The sequence below is a fragment of the Pollutibacter soli genome, assembly GCA_029269725.1.
In the GTDB taxonomy this organism is placed as follows: domain Bacteria; phylum Bacteroidota; class Bacteroidia; order Chitinophagales; family Chitinophagaceae; genus Pollutibacter; species Pollutibacter soli.
The window spans coordinates 345,766-371,555 of record JARJHS010000005.1 but is presented as its reverse complement, the minus strand read 5'-3'; the positions used below and the strand labels follow the sequence as shown (position 1 = coordinate 371,555).

The 25,790-nt window shown below is 42.0% G+C and carries 19 protein-coding genes; 5 read left to right on the top strand and 14 right to left on the bottom strand.

The window, feature by feature from the left end; genetic code table 11:
- The first annotated feature begins 220 nt into the window (after window positions 1-220).
- Both P2W82_RS15000 and P2W82_RS14995 read left to right on the top strand, forming a co-directional pair.
- The gene (locus P2W82_RS15000) at window positions 221-1,216 is read left to right on the top strand and encodes a hypothetical protein (protein WP_336516718.1); all 996 of its coding nucleotides are present in this window, start codon (window positions 221-223) and stop codon (window positions 1,214-1,216) included.
- A gap of 241 nt (window positions 1,217-1,457) precedes the next feature.
- Window positions 1,458-1,598: a hypothetical protein gene (locus P2W82_RS14995; protein WP_336516717.1), complete on the top strand. Its 141-nt coding sequence runs from the start codon at window positions 1,458-1,460 to the stop codon at window positions 1,596-1,598.
- Between the two features lie 4 nt (window positions 1,599-1,602).
- Here P2W82_RS14995 and P2W82_RS14990 read toward each other — a convergent pair whose 3' ends face one another.
- Window positions 1,603-4,548 carry a glycosyl hydrolase gene (locus P2W82_RS14990; RefSeq protein ID WP_336516716.1) on the bottom strand — a complete coding sequence of 982 codons (2,946 nt, stop codon included), beginning with the start codon at window positions 4,546-4,548 and terminating at the stop codon, window positions 1,603-1,605.
- A 498-nt stretch (window positions 4,549-5,046) separates the two neighbouring features.
- Here P2W82_RS14990 and P2W82_RS14985 point away from each other — a divergent pair, with 498 nt between their 5' ends.
- From P2W82_RS14985 to P2W82_RS14975, 3 genes are all read left to right on the top strand, one after another.
- Window positions 5,047-6,450, top strand: coding sequence for a cytochrome ubiquinol oxidase subunit I (locus P2W82_RS14985; protein WP_336516715.1), 1,404 nt, complete (start codon window positions 5,047-5,049; stop codon window positions 6,448-6,450).
- 2 nt (window positions 6,451-6,452) lie between these two features.
- A complete protein-coding gene (cydB, locus tag P2W82_RS14980) occupies window positions 6,453-7,481 on the top strand; it encodes a cytochrome d ubiquinol oxidase subunit II (protein WP_336516714.1) in 1,029 nt (342 codons plus the stop codon).
- A 241-nt stretch (window positions 7,482-7,722) separates the two neighbouring features.
- The gene (locus tag P2W82_RS14975; protein ID WP_336516713.1) at window positions 7,723-8,136 is read left to right on the top strand and encodes a DUF1801 domain-containing protein; all 414 of its coding nucleotides are present in this window, start codon (window positions 7,723-7,725) and stop codon (window positions 8,134-8,136) included.
- 93 nt (window positions 8,137-8,229) lie between these two features.
- On the opposite strand, the gene P2W82_RS14970 is transcribed toward P2W82_RS14975, so the two are convergent.
- The 13 genes from P2W82_RS14970 to P2W82_RS14910 all read right to left on the bottom strand — a co-directional run bounded on the left by P2W82_RS14970 (window position 8,230) and on the right by P2W82_RS14910 (window position 25,779).
- Window positions 8,230-9,069, bottom strand: a complete 840-nt coding sequence (locus P2W82_RS14970) for a hypothetical protein (RefSeq protein ID WP_336516712.1) — start codon at window positions 9,067-9,069, stop codon at window positions 8,230-8,232.
- A 221-nt stretch (window positions 9,070-9,290) separates the two neighbouring features.
- Entirely contained in the window at window positions 9,291-9,656 is a 366-nt protein-coding gene (locus P2W82_RS14965) for a LytR/AlgR family response regulator transcription factor (RefSeq protein ID WP_336516711.1), read from the bottom strand.
- Window positions 9,657-9,659: 3 nt separating this feature from the next.
- The gene (locus P2W82_RS14960) at window positions 9,660-10,757 is read right to left on the bottom strand and encodes a sensor histidine kinase (RefSeq protein ID WP_336516710.1); all 1,098 of its coding nucleotides are present in this window, start codon (window positions 10,755-10,757) and stop codon (window positions 9,660-9,662) included.
- Window positions 10,757-11,815 carry a sensor histidine kinase gene (locus P2W82_RS14955; protein WP_336516709.1) on the bottom strand — a complete coding sequence of 353 codons (1,059 nt, stop codon included), beginning with the start codon at window positions 11,813-11,815 and terminating at the stop codon, window positions 10,757-10,759. The genes P2W82_RS14960 and P2W82_RS14955 overlap by 1 nt, the downstream gene beginning before the upstream one ends.
- A gap of 19 nt (window positions 11,816-11,834) precedes the next feature.
- Complete coding sequence (locus tag P2W82_RS14950) at window positions 11,835-14,927, bottom strand: ligand-binding sensor domain-containing protein (protein ID WP_336516708.1); 3,093 nt, start codon at window positions 14,925-14,927, stop codon at window positions 11,835-11,837.
- 468 nt (window positions 14,928-15,395) lie between these two features.
- Window positions 15,396-16,310 carry an NmrA family NAD(P)-binding protein gene (locus P2W82_RS14945; protein ID WP_336516707.1) on the bottom strand — a complete coding sequence of 305 codons (915 nt, stop codon included), beginning with the start codon at window positions 16,308-16,310 and terminating at the stop codon, window positions 15,396-15,398.
- Window positions 16,311-16,404: 94 nt separating this feature from the next.
- Window positions 16,405-16,995: a c-type cytochrome gene (locus tag P2W82_RS14940; protein WP_336516706.1), complete on the bottom strand. Its 591-nt coding sequence runs from the start codon at window positions 16,993-16,995 to the stop codon at window positions 16,405-16,407.
- A 114-nt stretch (window positions 16,996-17,109) separates the two neighbouring features.
- Window positions 17,110-18,111: an NAD(P)/FAD-dependent oxidoreductase gene (locus P2W82_RS14935; protein WP_336516705.1), complete on the bottom strand. Its 1,002-nt coding sequence runs from the start codon at window positions 18,109-18,111 to the stop codon at window positions 17,110-17,112.
- An 87-nt stretch (window positions 18,112-18,198) separates the two neighbouring features.
- Window positions 18,199-18,732, bottom strand: a complete 534-nt coding sequence (locus P2W82_RS14930; RefSeq protein WP_336516704.1) for a DinB family protein — start codon at window positions 18,730-18,732, stop codon at window positions 18,199-18,201.
- Window positions 18,733-18,816: 84 nt separating this feature from the next.
- Window positions 18,817-20,004 (bottom strand): mannonate dehydratase, encoded by a 1,188-nt coding sequence (uxuA, locus tag P2W82_RS14925; protein WP_336516703.1) that lies wholly within the window; start codon window positions 20,002-20,004, stop codon window positions 18,817-18,819.
- A gap of 82 nt (window positions 20,005-20,086) precedes the next feature.
- Complete coding sequence (locus tag P2W82_RS14920; protein WP_336516702.1) at window positions 20,087-21,115, bottom strand: hypothetical protein; 1,029 nt, start codon at window positions 21,113-21,115, stop codon at window positions 20,087-20,089.
- Window positions 21,116-21,266: 151 nt separating this feature from the next.
- Entirely contained in the window at window positions 21,267-24,104 is a 2,838-nt protein-coding gene (locus P2W82_RS14915; protein WP_336516701.1) for an FAD-binding and (Fe-S)-binding domain-containing protein, read from the bottom strand.
- 247 nt (window positions 24,105-24,351) lie between these two features.
- The gene (locus P2W82_RS14910) at window positions 24,352-25,779 is read right to left on the bottom strand and encodes a sugar porter family MFS transporter (RefSeq protein WP_336516700.1); all 1,428 of its coding nucleotides are present in this window, start codon (window positions 25,777-25,779) and stop codon (window positions 24,352-24,354) included.
- Window positions 25,780-25,790: the final 11 nt, after the last annotated feature.

The window sequence follows — 25,790 nt, the reverse complement described above, 5'->3', positions numbered from 1 at the left end:
ATCGGTCAACCGTAAAAACACTCTTTCATGGGTGATAGTCCTTATGTATTTTTATTCCTAGTCAAATAACAGAACTCTGGAATAAGTCGGTTATCCGGAACTGAAAGAAATAAAAGATGGTTCCATTCGTTCGAAAGGGCACTGATTTTGACTAAAATCCTGATTACAGGTAGTTCTGATGTAGCAACTGTTTTGTAGTTATTGAAAATCAATCCAGACTATGACGCTAACCCTAACCTCTAAACCAGTGACGGTGCTACATGTTTATATCTCCAATCTGAAAAATGCCAGGTTTCGAACATTGAGATTTTTTCTAGCGATGTGCCTGATCTCCCCTTTTAAAATGTTCGCTTCAGATACCGCAAATGTCAACCATACAAACAGCCACACTGAATCTGCAAAACCAAGAAGAATCAACCTGATCATTTCTCCTCGTGTCCGCAGGATCGATCCGGGAACAATCAGCTTACAGGTGCAGGCATTTATTCAGCGGGCGGTTCTGCGCAAGGAAACCAGGTTATTGGTAGTTGGCTCCAGTGAAGAGATGTATCAAAAAATCAAAAAGATCGCTGAAAAGGAAAAAGCGCTCATCGGTAACATCTGGTTCGATAGCCATGGACATTACAGTAAACGATACTCACTTTTTGAGATTGGCGATGAAGAGTTCAACTGGATGAACCTTACTGATGAATCAAAAATATACTGGTTACGCAGGGTCGCTGCTTACTGTGATCAAAAAACAAAAGCGGGTATTGGTGCCTGTTATAGTGGCGCCACCTATACCACACCAGCTATTGCTGACTACCCTCCTTCTGTTATGGGTGGCGATTCACTTATGGTGAGACTCAGCAGAATTTTAAATGATGCGGAAGTGTATGGCAGCGAAAGCTGGGTGATGACTAAACCCGGGTTATTTGATCGCAAGTATGGTCTATGTGGTTTCCCGCTAAATAAAAGATTCCAGGATGTTTTTCTTCGTCCTGCATGGGAACGTGTTGGCAGATGGAATGTGTACAAAGGAAGCACGGGCGAATTCAGGAGTGTTGAAGGAGTTTATCTTACTGGTGTTGGTGAAATCACAGTCATTGACAAAAGCTATCTCGACATCACCGGAAACCGGCAAAAAGTATCAAAGAAGATAAGGCATCTTAAAAAGGGAAATTTCAGTCTGGCTTACCTTCGACAGTGGGAGCAGTCTGGAGCCGGTAATCAATAGCTGGGAAAAGATAGCCGAATGTCCTGAGCCGGTGTCCTGACTTCAAGAGTCCTGAGCTGCGTTTTCTTACAAAACTTTAAACACATAACCGGCTGTTCAAACAGACCTGCCAACTGGCAGGCTCCGAACAATGAACCATGAAATGCCTTCGTTTTAACTTTTCTCCAACCCCCGCATTTATTAATTTTGCTCAACCATCATAACTGTGAAGAGATCATTCAATAAACTATATCTACCTGTTATGAAGCTCCGTTTCTTTTCACGTCCTGTCGTTTTTGTACTGGGTATTGTTCTTCTCCTGGTAGTTGCGTTGAACTCCTGTACGGCATCGAAAAAAATGGGAGGCTGCCCGATGTCAGGCAAAATGAGCGGATACCGTTGATCCGTTATCGTTGTATAAGTACAGCCGGGCCAACCAATCCTGAAGGTAATAATGTATTTTCCTTCCACCTGTATTGAACATAGTGCGGGTTCCCTTTTATTGCCTGACCGATAAACCCGTTTCTTCGTGTAGTCGCAACTGTGACCTCAATTTTATTCTGACCTTTTTTAAGCGCCCGGGTTATTTCTGTGGAATATGGCGCGAACAATCTGGTTTCGACCTTCTTATTATTCACACTAATTTCCGCGGTAAAATAAACTTCACCCAGGTCAAGGAAGTATTTTTTTGATTGATCGATATTGTCAAGGTTAAATGTTGTAGTATACAAAGCAGGTTCGCTGTTATACTTTAATGAATCGATTGTACGCCAATCGCCTGTCGTTGAATTGCCGAGCGTTACAGTGCCGGCTTCTATTTTCCAGTTTTTCAAAGTTTGCAGAACGGTTCCCGGTGATCTATTAATTTCTGTGATGGGTGAAAGCAAATTCTGCTGTATTTTTTTCGTAGAAGCATAAAATATCACTGAGCCATATGGCGGAAGTTCATAACTCAGGGTTGTCCCTTGCTGTTCTGCAATTTTGCCTGTCTCCGGATCAAGCCAGTAACTTCCGGCAAAAGATTTATTCAACTGTAATTTGATCGTCTGCCACTGCTCCGATTTATTCCAGATAAACCTGATCTGGCTGCTGTCGCTCATCTCACGACTGATCATCCGGGCAAAAGGCGCATGTTTTAAAAAGATAATTTTACGGTTGACAGTCGGAAGCATTTTAGGGTCAGAAACAATCCTGGAATTGATCATTTTCGTTGTTGCCTGGATTAACTCTGCCGTTACTTTGTCATTCTCTTTATAATTCAGGTATGAAGGTTGTTTTTGAGGAAGTCCGCCAATAAACCAGGTGTTCATGCCTGAACCTGCAAGTGAAAAAATTTTTTTCGCAGTTGATAACTGGATATAGGGAAGATTTGCGAGTACCAGGGTCTTGTAATTTTTCTCTTCAATCCTGATGAGTCCGTTTTCAATTTTTGCTTTCTGAAGAGCATCATCGTTAACAAATTCCCATGTAATTCCTTTAGCTTCCAGTTCGTTTACGATATCCCATAATTTGGTGTACCATGCATTGATCGGTGATTTCAAAGGTTCAAAAACGCCTGATCCTTTCAAGTCAGGTTCAACCCCGGTGAAATACCCACGATACAAAATCTCTTCAGGATTCAGCGCGATCTGGTTTTCCGTAAAGTCAATAAATGGCATGTAGATCAGCACATCCGTCTTCGGCTTTCCCGCTCGCAAAACATATTGACACCTGGTGAGGTATTTGTTCAATTGCCCGATATATTTCCAAAAGGGATCTGATTCATTCATCCCCGTAGAAAAATTTACGTATGGTTGATATGGAGAAGAGAAAGGATTCCATCCCTCTTTTCCATATTCACCATTATTGTAACGGTAAGGCGTACCATGGTAGATCAGCTGGTTGATTCCTGCCGCAAATGATTTATCCGCCCAGATCTTTATCTTTTGAGGCGTAGTCATTTCCGATCTGTGTATGGACACAAATGATTCCTGCGTAATTACCGGCCTGTTATTGAGATGCGCTCCCGAACTTACCAGTTTGAGATAGCCTTCGGAACCTTCAGCAAAAAGCTGCTCAGCTTCCGGTATATCCACCACACCTGCATTGCCGATCAGGTCAGTCGGAAACCCGTATGCCTGGTTCCGATGCATCATGCCTCTGCGTTGAAACCAGTTGTTGCTCGTCTGTATAAAATTTTTTCTGAATGCTTCGTTCAATGTACGGTCATAGTCATACATCATCCGCCACGCTTCCGGTTCGTCAATGGAAAATGGAGGCCTGGCATCCGGATACAATATGGCCAGGTAAGTCGGATGATTATACCCTTTTGTAAAAATCGTTGAAAGGTATGGGCTGATATCATATCCATTCTTCGATTTGAAATAATCGATAAAATCCGGTGAGATCAGTCTGTCTGTATGATATTCGTAACTATCATTAAACACTGCCCGAAGCGGCTGTTCATAATATTTGGTTAGCCCCGTACGTGCGCCGAAAAGATGATCGTAGGACTTTGTTACCATGGCAGGATCCATCGCATCAGTCACATACCCCGGATTTTTTGAAGCGACAAGTGAAGGCTTTTCTCCGGTAGGGATTGTCCATGATGCAATGATCACCCACTCCCCTTTTTCCGGTGCAGACCAGACAAGAAATTTTTGCCGGACTTTTAATGTGATATCAGTAATCGTCGACTTCTCAATAACGATCTGGTCTTTCTCTTTTTTCTTTACCCTCGCGGCGATAACATTTAAAAGCCGGGCATCTCCAATACCATTGTATTTTTTTGGTAACAGCATTGCCATCATTCCCTTGGCTGTTACGTCATGATTCTGCGGCATCGGCAGTTCACCAGAAAATTTCGCTCCTTCAGCAAGTAAGGTGTCGGAAATTGCCAGGGTCTTCATTCCTTCATTGATGTCGATGAATGATCCACCCATCGGCCATCCGCTGCCTGCATTGAGATCGACGGTTACTTTTTCCTGTTCGGCGGATTGCATCAGTGCTTCGAGATGTTTATAATACTCTGGTGAATCCCAGCTGTAAATCCGTTCCAGCTGTTCCGCTGGCGCATTTGGTTTCAGGCCCATGGTAAAAGGCTGCACTTCCACGCCAGCAAAACCGTTTTCGGCGAAAAGCGAGATCTCTCTTGAAATTTCTTTGTCGTTAATATCGTTACCTGGTAACCACCACCTGGTGAAGGGGCCATACTCACGCGGAGCTTCAGAAAATTTTGCGGGATTGAAATCGAAATAAGGAAACCATTCTGCAGGCGTTTTTACCGCATCCGGTTTTTTGTAGTGAGATACGCTCACAACAGCGATTGCTGCAACCAGCAGGGAAAGGTCAATGCGATACCGGGACCATTTCATATCAGCAGACAAACTTGAGGGTGCTAAAAATCAGGTGTAAGTCGTAAATATAGTGGCTAAAATTCAGTGTTACAAGCAATTCTGAATATTTGAACATTTAAAAAATCAGCAGGAAAAACAAGCCTTACAATAACATTCCCACTCCGGATAAAAATTCAAATCATATCTTACAAAACATTGGTATTCAATACATTGAATATTTAAGAAGCCGTCCCTTATGTTGGCGCTGATTTTTAATCATTGAAAAATTTATAATTGAAAAAATCAATCTTCCGACGATTGCGAATTTGATGGGTGTAAAGTTCCACCAGCAAACCATTCATAAAACTTAGGTTATCCGTGACTGATAGAAAAAAATCCGGGCAATAAATTTAAAAAAAATGCCCTGTACAAGGCATTTCAGAAGTAATTTTGTAAAGTCAACTCACTGTCTTTCTAAGGCAGGTTTTCATTTTCCGATTGCTGCCGTTTTCCAGTTCCTGCATTAAATCATTTGATATGGACGTGGAAATACTTTCCCGGATTCAGTTTGCTTTCACGATAGCATTTCATTATATCTATCCTCCTTTAAGTATTGGTCTTGGTTTGATACTCGTGATCATGGAAGGAATGTACCTTAAAACAGGTCAGAAGATTTACGAAGACATGACGCGTTTCTGGATAAAAATTTTCGCTTTGATTTTCGGCATTGGAGTGGCCACGGGGATCATAATGGAATTTGAGTTCGGTACTAACTGGGCCACCTACTCGAAATATGTGGGTGACATTTTCGGGAGTGCTTTGGCAGCGGAGGGAATTTTTGCATTTGCGGTAGAAAGTGGATTTCTTGGCATATTGTTATTTGGATGGAACAGGGTGAAACCGGGTGTTCATTTTTTTGCGACCATCATGGTATTTCTGGGTTCGATGTTCAGCGCGGTCTGGATAGTTGTCGCGAACAGCTGGCAACAGACACCAGCAGGTTTTCATATTGCAGGTGAAGGCATGAATGCGCGGGCGGAGATTACCGACTTCTGGGCAATGGTATTCAATCCGTCCAGCGTCGATCGTTTATCACATGTATGGATAGGCGCATTTCTTGCAGGTGCAACCCTCGTATTGAGTGTAAATGCGTGGTATATATTGAAAGGGCGGCATCTCAGTATTGCCAAACCTTCTTTTAAGATAGCCCTCGCTGTACTCACCATATCTTCCCTGCTGCAGTTGTTCACCGGGCATCAGAGCGCCGAAGGTGTGGCCGTGAATCAACCTGCGAAACTCGCCGCATTGGAAGGTCATTTTGATAGCAGTTCGGTGGCTCCTATGTACATTCTTGGCTGGGTCGACAAAAAAGATCAGAAGACAAGCGGTTTGAAAATTCCCGCAGGTTTGAGCCTGCTCGTTCACCGGGATCCCAACAAGCCCGTAACAGGTCTGAATGCTTTCCCGGAGGCAGACAGACCATCGCAGTTAAATGCCGTTTTTCAATTCTATCACATGATGATCGCTGTAGGATTATCGCTTATCGCTCTGAGCCTGTTTGCATGCTGGCATTGGAGAAAAGAAACATTATTTGATAAAAGATGGTTGATGTGGATTTTCGTTTGGTCGGTACTGTTACCGCAGATTGCCAACCAGGCCGGATGGTTTGCAGCTGAAATGGGAAGGCAGCCCTGGGTGGTATATAGATTACTCCGTACATCAGATGCATTATCGAAAGCAGTAAAGGCTGAGCAGGTGTTGATATCGTTATGCATGTTTGCGTTGGTCTACCTGATCCTCCTTATACTTTTTTTATATCTGCTGAATAAGAAAATTAAACATGGGCCGGTAATGTCTGTTCCTTTTGAAGAGGATGCTGAAGAGAAATACAGCATCAGGGAAAATCCTCTTATGAAATCATCTCCGGATAAAACAAATTAAATATGTTTCTCGGACTCGATTATAATACCCTCTGGTTCCTTGTTTTTGGCGGATTGATCAGTGGATACGCAATTCTCGACGGCTTTGATCTGGGTGCCGGGGCACTTCATCTTTTTCTGAAAAAAGAAAACAGCAGAAGGATTGCATTAAATGCAATCGGGCCGGTGTGGGATGGAAATGAAGTGTGGCTGGTAATTGCCGGCGGCGCTCTTTTTGCAGGTTTTCCTGTTGCATACGCAGCACTTTTCTCAGCATTTTATTTGCCGGTTTTTATCTTCCTGATCGGGTTAATCTGGCGCGCGGTAGCCATTGAATTCCGAAGCAAAGAGCCGGGCACTATATGGCGGTTAACATGGGATTTTATATATTCATTTGCATGCATCGTTGTTTCATTAATGCTGGGTCTGATGCTGGGGAATGTTGCGCTTGGCATCCCACTCGACGAGAATCATGAATTTACCGGTAATTTTCTTTCGTTTTTCAATCTGTTTTCAATACTGGTAGCTTTCACAACACTGGCCTTATTCATGATGCATGGTGCCATATACCTGGCAATGAAAACGGAGAACAGGTTATACACCAAGCTCACGATCCTTGCCAAAAACTTTACGATCTTCTTTCTTGTTGCATTCGGGATAACTACACTGTACACTTTGTTATATGTACCGCATCTGACTGATCGTATCCGAAGCAACCCTCAATATTTTATTTTTCCACTCATTATGTTTCTCGCCATCGCGAATATTCCGAGGCAACTGAAAAAGGGACAATACAGGTATGCATTTCTTTGTTCTGCTATTACAATTGCATCACTCTTAATCGCAGTTGCAGTTGAACTCTTTCCATATCTGTTATATGCCAGCAATAACGCAGCAAACAGCATCACCGTTGAAAATGCTGCATCTTCAAAAGCTACCTTGCGGATATTGTTGATTATAGCGCTGATCGGAACGCCATTGGTAGCAACTTATACCGGTTTTGTATTCTGGACATTTAAGGGAAAGGTGAAGCTGGATGAAAGCAGCTATTGACAGGAAGCAGGCAGCAGATATTTCGCAATAGGCACTTATTTTTCTTACTGCTTTCAGTTTTCAGTTTCAGATTTTCCTGTATTCTGTATCCATGTATTCCATATCCTGTATTCCGTAAACCGTATTCTGTATTCTGTATTCTGTATCCTGTATCCTGTATCCGGCCCCCAGGATAACTTAAAACCCATAACTTATCAACCTAAACCAAACTTTAAAATTTGAACCTTTACCTTTAACTCCTATGGCCAAATCTGCGAAACGCTCTCCTGCTGAACAGGTAACTCAACACATTAAAAACCTGGAACCAGGACTTGCAAAATCTGTACAGGCTTTGCGCGAAATAATTTTATCAACCGACAAAGAAATTGCGGAACAAATCAAATGGAACAATCCTGCATTTTATTTTGATGGAGAAATGGCGCCCTTCGACCCAAAAGAATACAAACGCGATATCGTAGTGATGAATCTTTTTAAAGGTCGAATCATGCTGGTGTTTCCTTCAGGCGCAAAAATTAAAAAGAATAAAAAATGGCTGGAGGGTGATTTCAAAGATGGAAGAAGAACAATCGTTTTTGCCGATATGGATGATATTAAATCAAAACAAAAAGACCTTCAAGCAATCCTCACAGAATGGCTGAGCCTGGTCGAAAAATAAAAAAGCGTAATTGCCGAAACAATTGCGCTTATACCCTTTGAACCAAACTACTATCCTCCTGAATATTTTCCTTTCTGACTGATTCTGACATTTTTATTCGGCAAGCCAGGCAGCTACGAATTTCCTTGCAGGTTCAACCACTTCTTTGCCAGCCCGATATGCCATCTTCCAACGATCGCTTTTCCTTTCATAAGCAGGGTTTACAAAAACCTTCATCCCATCCTTTTCTTTCAATTCCGCGCTGAAATCTATATCCTTTGTTTCATTCATAAATTCTTCCAGTCTTCTTTTGATATACACTTTTGCATCAGCAGGATATCTTTTTTCCCATTCTGCCAACTGATACTGATATCCAGTTTCCATACTCTTCATCATCCCTTCGTAATTCTTTGCATAATTAGCTATCTGTTTGTTGTTCGGATCCTCTGCATCTTTCAAAGCTTTCTTTGCATCCTCGAGTAATTTTTCAAACATGGGTTTCATATTTGCATCAGCAGTTTTGAGAGAAACTTCTGTTGCTTCGATGCTCTTTTTATATGCATCAACCATTGATTTACGCATTTCTTCCGCAGTCTGCACTTTTTGCATCTCGGGTTTATCATTCAGTTTCATTTCGGCATACTGTTTCAGGAATGCATCAGAGGAGAGATACTTCTTCGTATAATTGAGAAGATCATTTGTAACTGCCGTCCTGCTTGTTTTCACGATATTTTTTACATTTCGCAAGCCATAGGCATCGAGGCTTCCCCCTAATACACTGTTCGTTATTTTCTCGTCTGCAGCAGATTTATTTATTCCCAATTGCGCCAGGAAATCATCGGCCATTTTCTTTACCGTGAATGAGAAAAGGAAAAAGCTGGCGATAACAAGAATAAAAGTGACGATACAAATTCTGAGCATCACCATCTGCGATTTAAATGTTTTCGGTTTCATGATCCTGTCTGTTTTTCTGTTGATGACGTAAAGATGGATCAGAACTATTTTGGTGCAAAGGCAAGGATGTATGGAATGATTGAATCGCGGATGAATTGAGAAAACAAGGGGAATTCACTCTTAACCAACGGGGATTAATACATCCCCAAAAAAGAAAAAAACGGATTTTTGAATTGATCTGCCTGCGAAATTTGGCGAAAGTTCCCCGGTATCCGATACTTTCAAGTATCGGATACCGGGTGAAAAAATTTTCGGACAATGTTTTCCAGTTCATCCTTTTGTATCGGCTTCAGTAAATAGTGCTTGCTGCCAAGATCAAATGCTTTTATGGATGATTCATCATACGAAGTGGTGAAAACTACAGGTGAATCGATCTGTACGCGGCGGAAAATTTCAAAACTCTGACCATCGCTCAACTCAATATCCATGAAAATCAGATCCGGAACAGGATTTGATTTCAACCAGGCAACAGTTGAGACAATGCTGTCTGTAACGCCTGCGATATTCAGTCGCGGCTCAATAAGAGAGAGCATCTTCTGAAGTTTCCGTACGGCGAGATCCTCGTCTTCAACTATAAGTATTTGCATAAATTACTGAATCATTTTTTTTCGTTCGTCCGACTGAAAATTCCTGTTGCCGGAATCACTGGTGTTGTTCCAGATCAAAGGCAACACGACAGTAAAATTTCTTTCATCTTCCAGCACCTGAAAACCTTCCTGACCGAGCAATTCGTATTTTGCTTTAATATTTTCAAGGCCAACGTTATTACTGGGTGCCTTTACTGCTCTGCGCTGAAGGTTATTATTTACAACGAGCTTATTTCCTGCAGTAGTGAAAATATCTATCACCAATGGTTTATTTTTTGAAAGCGCATTGTGCTTTACCGCATTCTCTACCAGCAACTGTAAACTCAATGAAGGAAGAAGATAGGGCTTGTACATCCTGTCGATTTCCATGTTCAGCTGTACAGCGTCTCCATGCCTTGTCTGCAATAATCGAAAGTAAGAATCGATGAACCGGATCTCATTCTCGACGGTACTCAGTTCGCTCTGATTATTCCGCAGCAAGTAGCGATATACTTTACTGAGTTCATCCAGGAACTGCTCAGCTTTCTCTTTATCTTCCGAAATTAATGATGACAATGTATTAAAGCAATTGAAAAGGAAGTGCGGGTTCACCTGGTTTTTCAGCATATCAAATTCACGAAAAACAGACAGTTCCTGCATGACCCGTTTTTCTTCCACCGTTTCCTTGTACTTCCCGAGTGCATAATCGGCCTCAAACAAGGTTTCAAAAACAAGATTGATGGAGAACCCTACGAATATACCCTGCTTAATATCCTGTGCATTGATTTCGTAGCCGAGGATATGAAGGAAATCATAAAAAAAGAAAATGAGCAGAACAGATGCTGACATCGTAGGAATCACCAGCAATGCCATGATCATTATTCTGATACGTGTTTGTTCGAGTTTTGGATATCGATGCCTCACCCAGTTACCGATCGTTACATGCCCTCGCCAGAAAGCCAGGCAAAGTATAATGATCAACGGATACGAGATGATCCAGATATTGATATCGTCAAATATCCGGTTTCCATACAGAATATAGTTTGCCAGGAAAGCAACCACCGGTATGGAGTATACGAAAGAATAGATCTGGAGCCGTGTGGGTTTATACCATTCCTGCATCACTTCACCTCCGTTTTTTTAGGAATGAGTGGAATATGTATAATACGCTCTGTTGATGCATCTTCAATCACCAGTTGTCTGCTACCCAGCGCCTGGTATTTCTTCACAAGCAAATCAAGCCCCGCATCGAAATCGAGATTTTCAGTCAGCATTTTTGCCTTCACATTATTGCGGATCACCAGCGTTTGATCATCCTCTGCAAACAACGAAATCTCCAGCGGATCTTTTTTACTGATGGCATTGAGACTATATGCATTTTCAACGATCGTCTGAAGGGTCAATGGTGGGAGCAGCATTTCGCGTACCGGTTCTGAGAGTTCCACTTTCAGCTGCATACTATCACCATACCTGGCCTTTAATAAATGGAAATAGGAATGAAGAAAATCCAGCTCATCTTTTAATGGAACCAGATGATCAGTATCATTCCTGAGCATGTAACGATAAACTTTGCTCATCTCATTCAGGAATGTCTCTGCTTCGTCCTCATCTTCAGAGATCAGACTCGAAAGTGAATTCAAACTATTGAACAGGAAATGCGGATTCACCTGGTTCTTGAGCCCTTGCATCTGGCTCTGCTGATAATAATGCTGCAGCTGATGTGTCTCATCCAGCTTTCGTTTCCACTTATCGAATCGTGCAATGCCCTCCATTAAAAAAGTAATAAAAATGTTGATGATCGACTGACCGATAAATGCCCATATGAACGCATCATCGATTCCGTCCACACTCATGTAGGAGAGCCTGGTAAAAATATTGAAGAGCAACAGAAGATAAAGACCCGACAACAGGAGAAAAATGATGATCATTGCGGTGAGACGAATTGTATCCTGTGATTCATCACTGAACCTTTTCTTCAGACGTACAGCAACAGCACCACAAATAATAAAATATACAATGAAAGTGAGTATGGTAATAAGTGATGTTTCAGAAAATGTACTGTACTTTTCAAAGTATGCAGATCCTAAGATGACGCTGTTCAGCAAAAGGGTATACGGTACTATCACTGCTGCAAGCACCAGGTAATCTTTGCTGTTATATTGAGGTAGCGTCAAACGCATATTTTCATCAACATTTTATCTAACCCACATCCACCTGCAGGATTAAAGAAACAAACCTGCTGTCTGGTATAAACTCTACTGGTGCCTTTAATACTGCTGCCCTTTTCCTGATGTCTTTCAGGTGTATGCAATTCCTGTCAACCATCGAATCATCACATGATTTTTCAGCTCTCATTTTCAAAACAAGAATTTTACTTTCGATATCCATACTGATATTCACCTTCTCTCCCTTGAATCCCCTGATCATGCAGTTCATAGCATCCTTAAAAATGAAGAATAACTCCTGCCGCTTCAGCATATCCAGTTTTATCCTGTTCAGTTTCGGATCCATCTGCAATTCGATGGGGATATCAAATTCCTTTTCATAGCCCTGGGCAAACTCACGCATGCGCAACAGCATTTTCTCCATACTGTCATTTTCCGGATCGATGCTCCACAACACATCTTCCATGTTGTACATCATCTTCCGGCTCTTAGCATTGATCTGATCGATATATTCTTTTGATTTCTCAAGATCCTTATCTGCTTTCAACCTGGCTATTTCACTCAGAATCGTGATATTATTCAGCGTAGTCGTAACCTCATCATGCAAATTATCAGCAATTGAACTTCGCATTTGCTGTATCGCCGCATTGCGTTTCATCCTCTCTCTGTCAAACCAATACAATAGCAACACCGCCAATAAAGCGAGTATGGAATAGAACCACCAGGTCTGGTAAAATGGACGCAGGATTGTAAAATTGAATCTCGTCATCTTATTACCCGAAGTACCTTCTGCATTTTCGCTGCGTACAAGAAATGTATAGTTCCCCGGAGGCAGATAAGAATACACGGCCTGATAATGTTCATCAGCCATGAGCCAGTCCTGGTCAATGCCTTCCAGTTTGTATTTCACATCGATGTATGCTGTACCGAAAGTGAGCGAAGAGAATTCGAAGACTATTGAATTCAGGTGATGTTCAAATTCGACTCTCGGCAAATTGTTTAAAGAATCGACAAGCATGCTTTTATTGTGTACACGGATATCCGTGATCTTTATCTCCGGGAAAGAATTGTTGATATCAATCTTAGAAGGATCAAATACAACAAACTGATCACTTGCGCCAAAAACCATGCGACCATCAGGTAACATGCGGGAAGAACTCAGGCTGAAATTTTCATTATCAATTCCATCTGATTTCCGGAACCAGACAAACATATCATTGAGGATATTGTACCTGAATAAACCACCCGTTGTCGAAATCCATACATAGCCGTTTTTATCTTTTTCTGTGGACGCAATGAATACAGAAAGATCACGGAAATCATGTATGGTGATTAATTTATTCTGATCAGTTTTATATAGTAAAACATAAGTACCCGTGGTGATTATATATGTTTTCTCATCGTACTGCAGGATAGATGAAACACCGGGTTCAGGCAACTTACGCCAATCTGCCGCTTCTCTCGACAAATGCAATTTCAGGCTATCCGTTTTCGCATCAAAAACATACACACCGGATGTCGCCGTGCCGACCCAGATCTGGTCCTGCGTATCGTGGTAAACCTTGTTTACCAGCTCAAGATCAGGTACAGGCCTGATTCTTCTTACAGTATCGCCAATTAATCTGCCATTTTCATCTGCCTGCCATTTGAAAACTCCACCGTACTGCAAGCCCATCCAGAGACTTCCGGCATTGTCTTCAACAAGCTGCCTGATCGTTTTTTTTGAAACCGGATCAGGCAGAAAAAGCTGAAACGATCTTTCCTGCCGGTTGACTTTATAAATGCCCGGCTGCGCCGACATCCAGAAATAATTTTTATCCCGCGATGTCGCCATTGACCACATGGATGGAGGATCGGAAATATCATATTTTTTCAACGACAACGGAAGAAGATTAAAATCCATATCGTATTCATAGAGTCCATCCGACCAGGCACCGGTGAATACAGTTCCCCAACCTGTAGGCATAACCGACATTACGGTGCCTGTACCCTGCTGACCTGTCTTTCTGTTGATGTGAGGAATATTCAGGAAAAATTGCTTTTCGGGATTAAATCTGTACAAACCATCATTTGTTGTGCCGACCCAGATATTTTTCTTTGCATCTTCATACAGGCATTGAACTCCATCGAAACTGATACTCCTCTCAGTACGATGACTGTTCTCTACATGACGAAACCTGTTATTCTTTTCATCATACCAGGCCATCACTCTTGCCCCCTTTGCCCAGATTGTGCCATCGCATTGCTGAAAAAATCCGTTGACTTCGTAATAGGTTTTTAGTTCTGTGTGAAACTCTGCTTTATTCAAAATCCATTTCTGATTTTTCAGGTCCCAGCAATAAATGAGCGGAATACCTGGCCCCCAGGAAGTAAACCAGAATCGGTCATTGGTATCAAAAAACATAAAAGACGGATGCAGGCCCTCAATATCCTTTTCGAGGATTTTCAAATGTGGCTCATGATCTTCCCGGGTGTTGAGTTTCCCGGTAGCACGATTGTAAACTGCGAGATGCCCACTCTGCAGGGCGATCCAATAGTACGATGTACCCGGTTGGTGAACGAAATCGGCGGGATAGCTTTTGTCTGGCACACTGAAAAAATTACCAGCCTGTGAAAATGTATTTGTCTTCCGGTTTAAAGTCAGCACTTCAGCCCCACCCAGCACAAGAAAAACATGGTTAGAGTCGTCCTTAACGAGGCGCATAACCGAAGTCTTCAGCGAATTGATATTATCAGGAACGACTTTCGATTCTGTGAATTTAAAGTTATGTGTGTCGAACAATCCAACCTTTCCTTCATTGAACAGCAGCCAGAGATTGCCGGTATAATCCATTATCACCTGGAAGATGAGATTGTTTGGGAAAGAACTGCTGTCTTCCCTGTTAGATCTGAAAGTTTTGAACCGGATACCGTCGTAGCGTTGTAACCCACCCGAACTTCCAATCCAGATATACCCGTTTTTATCCTGGACGACGGAGTGGATGGTGTTGTTCATCAATCCATTGGTCGTTGTAATATGGGCAAATGAAAAATTGCCCGGCTTCTGAGCCAGGCTTTTCAGTGCAATAAGGGCGAAAAATGCAACGCTAAAAATCCCTGTAAAAAGCGATATCTTTTTGATAATCAAATTTAACGCACCGAGCCCAGCCTTTCGCCCAGTTGATTCGTCGATTTTTACAATTCATACGTCGATTTCGTCAATTCATACGGACAGACAGTACACGGTAGACGGCGGACAGTAGTAGTTTTTGCGAGTTTAGGAGATCAGCAGACTATGGTGATGTTACATTTTCCCGGAACGTGACTATTGTTTGTTGAAATAAGTTCAAAGGAAATCAAATTGAAAACCTTCATTTTTTATCCGTAGTTGCCGCGCTTTTGAATTCCTTCTCTCCCGGGCCAAAGCCCGGATTCTTTTATTTCCCTTCATCACAGCTGAAGCCCGGGGCAATTGAATCCTCCTGGTATTTCAATGCATGATTTGCGTCAAAAATCCTATTTCCTTGTACCACATGAATGAAATCATGGCTATGAGATCATCGTTCGTATAGGACTTTTAATCGGCGTCTGTTTCCTTTTGCCCGTTGCCTATTACCTATTGCCTGAATTCCCCGGATTCAATCAATTCCCTTAATTGATTCCTATTTCTCTTTACCCATCTGCGGAACGATGTCATTGCCGGGTTAAGTCCATAACTTTCGATCAGCTCACGACTTCTGCTTTTTATAAAAATTCTCTGTACATCAAACATATCCGCCCACTCTGCCGAACCGCCATTGAGGATATATTCAGTATTCGACATATTCCTGTACTCCACATTCACTTTTAGAATTTCTGAAAATATCGAAGCATATTCTGTGCAGCTTCTTTCATCTCCAACAATTCCTACTACTCTGCCGACATATTGTTCGGGAAACCGAAATATCATTGTCACTACCTGCCCGATATCTTTGATCGAACACATCGCTAAGGATGTTTTTCCCTGTGGAAATCCGAAATACAGTTTGCCCGTTTTATCTATCCGAAGAAATTTGTCATCAAAGAAATGTTCGAAATAAAAAGAAGGATGAATAAATGTCGCATTGATTCCGATGGTTCTGCAATAATGTTCAAGCAACGCTTTTGTATCAAAATTAGGTACACTGAAAACACTGTTGCTGATCGCGTGATAGGCCGGCCTTGATTCAAAAACGAAATGATTCACATCGGCTATTTTCACAGCATCAATCAACTTCTTACCGTATTCAAATTCATTTTTATGATAAGCACGATCCGTAGTTGTTCCAAACACTGCGTCATAGCCTCTCATCGCATCAGCAAGAAGATTTGTTTCCCAGGCTGTAAGTTGTCTTGAAAGAATTCCGTTCATCTCCAGCTTTTTCAATTCCGTTGTTTCATCTCCTGTAAACAATACGCTTACTGCAAAACGTCCATCATTGTTAAGTGCTGATGCAACGATTGACGACACGCCCGTATATCCTGTCACCAAAATCTTCTTCCTGTTTTTCATAACCACAATTTAAATAAAGCTCATTTGCTGGTCCCGACAAGCTTAGCCACCAAACAAGCTCTGCCTTCGAATAAATTCATCCACCTGAAATTTGCTATCGAATGTCTGCAACCTGTTTAGGCCCTGGCACTACATTAGCAACAGCAGGTACAGTTTTGAGATAAGCAAAAATGGATTTCAGATCATCGTCTGTCAGATTTCTGTACACAAACCAGGGCATAGGCGGGAGAATCGCGCGACTATTCTCCAGTCCTTTTAATTTGCCCTTCCTGATGGCATATACAAACTGATCCTCCGTCCAGTTGCCGATACCACTTGCATCAGACGTGAGATTAGCTGCGAAGCTCATACCCCATGGACCTGCAGCAGAAGTCAGGTCGGTACCAAACAACATCCATCCTTGTTTGATTACATTACTGTCTGGCTTTTGAATGGATCTTGAAGACGGGTATCCGGATAATCGCAGTTCAGAGATAACCTCCGGCTCACCGTTGGGACCCAATTTTTTGGGAGAATGACAATCGTCACAACCAATGGAGCTCACGAGGTATTCACCGCGTTTTACTTTTTCTTCCTGGGTAATTGGTTTTGGTTTTTCATCTTTAGCACGGCTGTCAAGACAGGAGTAGATGCCTGTCATTGCGATTACAATGGTAACTGCCGTCAAAATTTTCCTGTTGCGCATGGTTTGATTTTTTTATTTGTACAGTGTTTAATCCATAGCAATTTGAATCAACTGTATCGCAAGAGGAAGTTCAATGGTAATGAAATGCCAAAAAAAGAAGTTGAATTGCGGGAATCAACTGATTAATTCCGGCAACCAATTTTGTATAACAGCAGGAGCTATTGTGAAACCTTTTGTTCCAAGTCCATTCAACCAGAATACATGCTGATGATTGCCGACATGAGAAGCAAAGACCTGTTGTCCGGCTGTAGTCGGTCGCTCAGCTGCAAGATGCGACTCAACTTTGAAAGGAAGTTTCAGCCAGTTTGTCAAAGCCTTTTCTGTATGAGTACGCCACTCAGCATCTGGTTCCAGGGTTTCAAATGACCATCGATAATTACTGCCCAGCCAGAACAATTCATCTCCCAGAGGTATGAGGCGATAATCCTTCTGAAAAATATTTTCCGTTTTAAAACCAGGTATACGTATAATTAAAACATCTCCACGATTTTTTACAAACGAATCGGTTTTTAAAAATGGATCAGCAAGAGCCCCTACCCCTTCGCAAAAGATTATTTTTTTGGAGTGAAGATTTTTATACTTAATTGAATCAGGAAAAATCTTACAATCGCTGTAATCAAAATGTTCTTCGATCAGCAAATTGTTTTGAAGAAGAAAATTTCTCCAGGATGAAAGCAAATGCTGGTTATTGATTTTCCAAACAGGTGAAACTGAAATATAGCCATGGGTATTGTAAAAATATTCTGCAACTTCCATATCGGGTGAAGCTGACAAACTTTCTTTTACTGCGGAAAGGCCAGTACTACTTTCCAGATTAATTAATTCCTCTTCGGATCCGGCAAACTTTACAAGTGTTGTTTTGCGGATAAAAGCACGACTGAGTTTATCGCCTAATTTTTCGTAAGTGTCTACTGCGATTTTTATCTGCTTGTTTCGTTCTGTTGCATTTTTTCTTCCTTTGAAAACGATCGGATTCAAAACGGCACCTGCAACATTGCTTGCACTATTTGTCTGAATCTTATCGATAACAATCACTGAGTATCCCTTACTCAGAAGTTCAAAGCTCAGCAGCGTTCCTGCTATCCCCTGACCAATAATTAGAAAATCAACATTCATTTATTATTACGGATAGATAGTCATTCCAAAATTGATGACTGGCACAAAACACTAATTTTCTAAAACCTGCTTGCGGCAGTCAGGCTTTTACCTTGTACTATCTACTGACTGTTTTAAACATAAGTGATGGTGATGTACCACATGGTATATTGTAAAATACATCATCTCTCGAATAGTTAACTTCCCGAGCAGCGGATGCGGTAGTATATATCGATCAAGGTCATTTTCGTTCCAGTTTTTCAGTTTATTCACCAACCCGGTGATGGCTTTTTCATATTCCTTATTGATCATCGCAAGTTGCCGGGAGGAAATTTTTTCCGGTACAAATCGTCCTCCTGCTTTTCCTCCATCTTTAAGCTTTGTCTGATATTTTTCAACGAGCGCATCGAATGTTCTTGAAGGTCGATTTGCGAGGCCAAACATAAAACGAAAAACAAATTTCGGAAGTCGCATGGCCTGGGTGACTGCGCCTGTTGACCTTCGTATATGATCAAAATGCTGAGCGGGTGTCCACTTACCTTCGGGTGCTGAAACCAACAATTTCTCATCCAGGCTTCCTATATAATCTTCAAAAGCTTTGTGGTTTTGCAGAAGATGAAAACTGAGTTCCGCCGCATTCATACCAGTGAAATTTTGGGGAAACTACGGAATTCCTTTCTCAGTCTTTACTAAATAGTTGATGTAATTTTTGTAATGAATATTCTGTTATGAATACATCATCCGCCTTATTCCCAACTCCAATCCCCTAAGCTCTGCCAACCCGCGTAATCTCCCGATGGCAGAATAACCCGGATTTGTTTTTTTCGAAAGATCATCCAGCATCTGGTGACCATGATCGGGCCGCATGACTATTCGCTCTTTGCGGCTATCAGATAAAACGATCAACTCCTTCATAACCGAAAACATGTCAGTATTTCCATCCAGATGATTGTCTTCAAAAAAGTCACCTGCTTCATTTCGCTTCGTATTTCGTAAATGGAAGAAATAGATACGATCAGCAAATTGCCTGATCATTTCCGGAAGATTATTATCGGCACGGACACCATAGGATCCCGTACAGAAGCAGATCCCATTTGCTTTGGAAGGAACAGCGTTCATTAATAACTCAAGATCGACAGCAGTACTTACTATTCTCGGCAAACCAAGTAGCGGGAACGGAGGATCATCCGGATGCACAGCCATTCTTGCGCCGACTGATTCTGCAACAGGTATAATTTCCTGCAGAAAGAGAATAAGATTTTCTCTCAGCTGTTCAGGAGTTATTCCGTCGTAAGCTTCTATAGTGCTTTTAAATTGTTCCAATGTGAATGCCTGCTGATAACCAGGAAGACCGGCAATAATATTGTTTTGAAGTTTCTGCAGTTCTTCCGCACTGTGTTCATTCAGGTACTGCTCAGCCTTTTTGATCGTTTCCGAAGTATATTCATTTTTTGCATTCTTTCTTTTCAGAATAAAAATATCAAAACAGGTGAATGCTGTACGATCGAAACGCAATGCTTTTGAGCCATCCTCAACTTTGAATTCAAGATCAGTACGACTCCAGTTCAAAACTGGCATAAAATTGTAGGTGATGGTTTTTATTCCGCATGCAGCCAGGTTCCGAATTGATGTTTTATAGTTTTCGATATACTCATAGTAATTCCCGTTCCGTGTTTTAATGTCTTCATGTACAGGAATACTTTCCACAACATCCCAATCCAGCCCTGCATCAGTGATTTTCTTTTTTCTTTCGATGATATCATCCTTAGTCCAGACGCCGCCGAGCGGGACATGATCAAGTGCAGTGACAACGCTTGTTGCACCTGCCTGCCGTATGTCCGGCAACTGTACAGGATCGTCGGGTCCATACCATCGCATACTTTGTATCATTGGGTACTCGTTGCTGTTAGTCATTAAGTTGTAGGTTTTAAGATATAGGTAATAAGTTATCGTTTGATGGGAAAGTAAGTTGTCAAAAATGTATAGTTTTCTGTATTTATGTCCATGGAAGCAGGATAGAAATCTTTTCATTTCCTGAGATGATAGTCAATTGCCTTCCTTCAATATTCAACGTTATCTCATCCAGAATTTCAAATGAAGGCCGAACCAGGAACGACCAGTACTTTCTTGTTTTGAATTCACCTGCATCGATATAATCAAAAGTCTTCTGACCAAATACTTCAAAACATCCCGTAGTCATAATTTCACTGAATGGCTGATGAACTCCGCTTGTACCAAACTCCAGTCCGCGATACCTGATGGCTCCTTCATGATAATCCCGCCACAAATTGATCCATGGATATTCAGATCTTTTCCAGATATATCCCAGCAACAACTTACTTACCGGCGACCAGGCCAGTATCCAACCCCACTCATCCGATTCGTCAACGACGTAAGAATGAACGGACGTAACTGATGGAAGTGAGCTACGCATATCTGTTTCAGAAAGAATATCCATTCTAGCCATTGGCCATGTTGAACTGAATTGTTCGATCTCTTTGTGATGCAAAAAATGAAAACCTCTTTCAGCATTGCAATACACCCGTGTCTGTTCATTTAAAAATGGTGCCGCGATCGTAGGATGCTGCACCATGTTGTACACTTTTCCGAGCGGTGTTGGGTTATGTACAGTTTCAGTACATACATATATCGATTGTTCCGGATCCAGTGTTATTTTCCGATCCACTGACAATCCCTCAAGCTTACTTCCCGCAGACATGTGAACATATAAACTTGTACTATCATCAGATTGCCATTCCTGGTTCGCAAATTGTCCGTGATCAGGTAAGCCGGCTGCTTTCTCCCCCGGGGAAGGTTCACCCCATCTCCCTAAACATAAAAAATGACCCTGGTAAGCGGCACCATTTTTATTTCGTACAGGCATCTGGTCTTTTGAAAAACGAAAAGTCAGCGGATTGATGTTGTCTGAAGTCAGATGAAAATCGGTTATGGCTCCACCATCTAAAGCAATTTGTAGTCGTGTCGCTGGATTATGCAGTATTATCTCTCTCCGTTTGTATGGCATCGTATGTTTATCGTTCAATTCCGATCTTCATTGGGCAAACAACGGGCTTTGTAAATCTGTTCACACTGATTTTCAGAAATCCTTTTCTGCGAAAACCTGCGTGTATTTAATCTGCGTGATCTGGGAAAATCGGGCCTTTTGAATTTGGCCCTCAACCTCTTCCCATCGCTTCGTCAACCAGGTACAAAATCGATTCATAATTCTTCCCGGTAGCCTCCGACATAGCCATTTCGCATGTTTTTGTACTCGAATAATATCCACTGAAATCCACTGATGAAACTTCAATCGCTTCCGGTCGTGTGGCCGATGCTGTTAGTTCGGGAAATAAAAATCCTCTGTCACCAGCCATGCCGCAACACCCTGCATGTATCGGTACATGTACGGATGATGCACAAGCCGATGCAATTTTATTAAACTTGTTTTCAATTGCCATTTTCTTTAAAGAACACACGGGATGCAATGCGACAACCTTTTGTAGTTTTTTCAGTTTTGCAAATGGTAAAACCATATCATGTAAAAAATCCACACTATCCAATATTTGCAGGCCATCAAACTTATGTCGGTTATCTTCAGTTAACTTACTACGAACATGATGCAGCGTATATGCACACGAACTCACGTCGATAACGAGAGGAAAACTTCCATCATTACTTACGTTGTATACTGCTTCGATGAATTTATTTGCGCTGTACGCTGCTGCAGAGGCAAATCCCTTCGAACTGAAAATCTGGCTGCAACAGTTTTGCCTCGTTGATTCCGGAATGATTACATTAAATCCAGCCCGTTCGGCAACATCAATAAAAGTCTGCACCTGGTCCTTTTTCCCCTCTCCACTCGAACCCATCAATCTGGAAATACAGGCAGGGAAATACACGATCGATTTCTGAGTCGGATTTCCAATGAGTCGTTTTTTATCCAGAATTCCCAGATCCGGTGGCTTGCTGATCTGATCAGTCCACCTCGGAAACGCCGGAATCAGCTTCCTGATCCCAGTGGTCATCGTCGTCATTGTTCTTCTTCCGAACAAAGAATTCAATCCATGACCAATGTTTAATGCTGTCCGAACCACCATCGCTACTGTTCCGAAATTTTTACTTACAGCCAGCGCCATGCGACTATTGAAATCTGAATGATTTTCTGCTCTCAGTCTCTTTACCAGATCACCGGTATTGATATCGACAGGGCAAGCAGTAGAACACATACCATCTACGCTGCAGGTTTCAAGACCATCGTACTGATAATCTTTCAACACATCAGCAAATTTTTGTTCCTCACCTGCATTTTTTAAAAGCGATAATGCTCTTCGTGTTACTATTCTTCGCCTGGGCGTCATCGTTAAGTTGCGACTAGGGCAAACGGGTTCACAATAGCCGCATTCAATACATTTGTCTACTTCCGATTCCACCACAGGCATCTGTTTCAGATTTTTTCTATGCGCCTCAGGGTCGTCATTGATAATTACACCAGGATTTAACAGCGCATGAGGATCAGCAGCAGCTTTCAACTGTTTCATGATCCTGTACGCGTCAGGCCCCCATTCTGTTTCAACAAAAGGCGCCATATTCCTGCCTGTACCATGTTCGGCTTTAAGTGCACCGCCGTATTTTTTTACCACCAGCTCAATTACTTCCTGAAGAAATGCATCGTACCTGTTGATTTCATCAGTCGTAGCAAATGATTGCGTTACTACAAAATGCAGGTTTCCATCTTTGGCGTGACCAAAAATGATTGCATTGCTGTAATTGTATTTTCTGAACAACTCCTGCAGGTCAAGAACAGTATCACCTAACCGATGTACAGGTACGGCAATATCTTCAAGTATAACAGTAGTTCCTGCCGCTCTAACGGCTCCTACTGCCGGAAAGAGTCCTTTTCGGATCTTCCAGTAGAATTCTCTCTCGACAGGATCACTGGTGAAAACGGGTGTATTTAAAAAATTTAAATCAGAAGACACTGCCAGAAATGCATCAACGGCATGAGTCAATTCATCCAGGCTGTTAGCCTGGAATTCTATCAGTAAGGCCGCCGCCTTTTCATCGAGCGTTTTTATAAAAGGATCGATACCCTTATAATTGGAAACTGCATGCAATGAAGCACGATCCATCAGTTCCACCATTGCAGCATTGGCTTCAATTAGAGGCACTATGGCGCGACAGGCAGAAAATATTTCCGGAAAATAAATGAGCGCAGTTGCTTTGTGCGGCGGATCAGGCACCGTCTCCAGCACAGCTTCTGCAATAAATGCAAGTGTACCTTCTGCGCCAATTAGCAAATGACTAAAAATATCCAAAGGATGATCATAGTCTATAAATGAGTTAAGACTATAACCTACCGTATTTTTTGTCTGGTATTTCGAACGGATCTGGTCATTCAGCATTTTGTTCGAAATAATTTCATTTCGAAACGATAAGAGAGATGCCGATAACTCTTTGCATTCATCCTCAAATCTGAAATAATCATCCTGATTTTCAGTACTGAATGTTTTTCCATCCGGCAGCATAAATCGTATATACCTGGTGGTATGATAAGCATTCATTGCAACACCACAACACATGCCGCTGGAATTATTGGAAAGAATTCCCCCCATCAATGCCGTGCTGATACTTGAAGGATCAGGGCCGATCTTCCGATAATGTCTACGAAGTCGCGCATTCACCATACTACCGGTTATGCCTGGCTGCACACGTACTCTTGCACCTTCATTTTCCACCGTGATCCGGTTCCAGTATTTACTTAAATCGATCAGTATGCCGTCTGTAATCGACTGCCCCGACAAACTTGTACCTCCGGCTCTGAACACAAGAGGTATCTGATTTTGATGAGAAAATCTAAACAGATCTGCAATTTCCTTTTCGGAAACTACCTGCACAACAGCCCTGGGTTGCAGATGATAAAATCCCGCGTCAGATGCGTAAGAAAGCAGGTCGATTAATCTTGTCTTTATCCGATCGGAAGGCAAAATATTTTTCAGTTCTGCAGAAATGTCCATCAGTCAAATTTAGGCAATAGGCAGGAGGCAAAAGGCAATAGGAACGCAAAAGGAAAAGTAAAAGGTCCCCACAGTACTGTGCAGGAAACAGCTGGTTGAGGTGTATTACACACTTTTTCTGTATTCAGTTTTCTTTTCTTATTAAGGCAATAGGTAATTACCGCTTCATGCATAATTACTTTTTAAATGATCTTCAGCAAATGCGCAAAGTGCCAACTTTAAACACCTACACGCAATTTACTACTCACTACTTACTTTTCTTCCAGAAATCTTCAATCTGCTCCAGTGACTTGCCTTTTGTTTCCGGTAATATCTTATAGACAACTATAAAACCTATTAAACAAAATACTGCAAATGCCCAGAATGTGCCTGCCGTGCCTAAACTTTTTAATGAAATTGGTGTCAGCTGGCCGAGTATTGCATCTGCGATCCACATCGTCATAATACTGATGGCAAGTGCGCGACCACGGATTTTATTTGGAAAAATTTCTGAGGCCACCACAAACTTCAACGGGCCGATAGAAAAGGCAAAGCTCGCGAGGAATAGCAAGACACAAAGCAAAAGCCAGACACCCGTATATCCAAAATAAAAACAGAGCCCTGTCAGGAATAAACTCACCGTTGCGCATGCAGTTCCCACCAGGTACAATTTCCTTCTGCCCATGCCATCCACTTTCCAGATCGCGATGAATGTGAACAGAACTATTGCAACACCGAAATAAATCTGACTCGTGAGTGAATCGCTCAGTTCAAGGCCCGCACTCTGTAATATCGTAGGACCATAATATATGATTGCATTTATTCCACTGAACTGGGAAAGTAAAGGCAGCAAAATACCAATCAGCAATGCCCTCCTGATACCGGGCTCAAGCAATTCTTTATAACTGCCGTTTTCATTCTTACTATGTTTACTCACCTGTTCCGCTTCCATTACAGCGCCACCGGGATCTTTAGAAATAGCAGTAAAAATATTAACGGCTTCGGACAAACGAGAATTCATAATCAGCCATCTCGGACTTTCCGGGACGAATAACAACCCAACGAGGAAAATCAGGGATGGAAGAACAAGAATGCTGAACATTCCACGCCAGACTTCCTCTACAAAAAGAAAATGGAACAAACCACCGCCACTGTTTCCGGCCTGGTTTGTGGCGTATGAAAGCAATCCAGCATTTGCCAGATAGGCAATCAATATCCCGACGGTGACGGCTAACTGGTAACAGGTAACGAGACTTCCCCTTACCGAAGCTGGCGCCACTTCTGAAATGTACAATGGAACAATGATCGATGCCACGCCGATACCAATTCCACCGACCATCCGTGATGTAATGATCCAGAATGTATCAGGAAACAAAGTGCAGCCCAATGCAGAAAAGAAAAACAGAAACGCGGATAATGCAAGCATCTTTTTTCTTCCGAAGCGATCACTCAATTCGCCTGAAAAAGCAACACCAACAATACTACCGATCAGTGCAGAAGAAACGAACCAGCCTTCCTGTGCCGGAGAAAATCCAAATTGTTCTTTTACAATTGGAAGAATTCCGGAGATGACAGCAATATCAAACCCGAACAGTAAACCACCGAGCGAGGCAATAACTGTTATCAATACAAGATATCCTGTAATTTTTGCCGGAGCTGCAGATTCATTAACCGTTTTCAACTGTACTACTGCCATAAAAATATTTT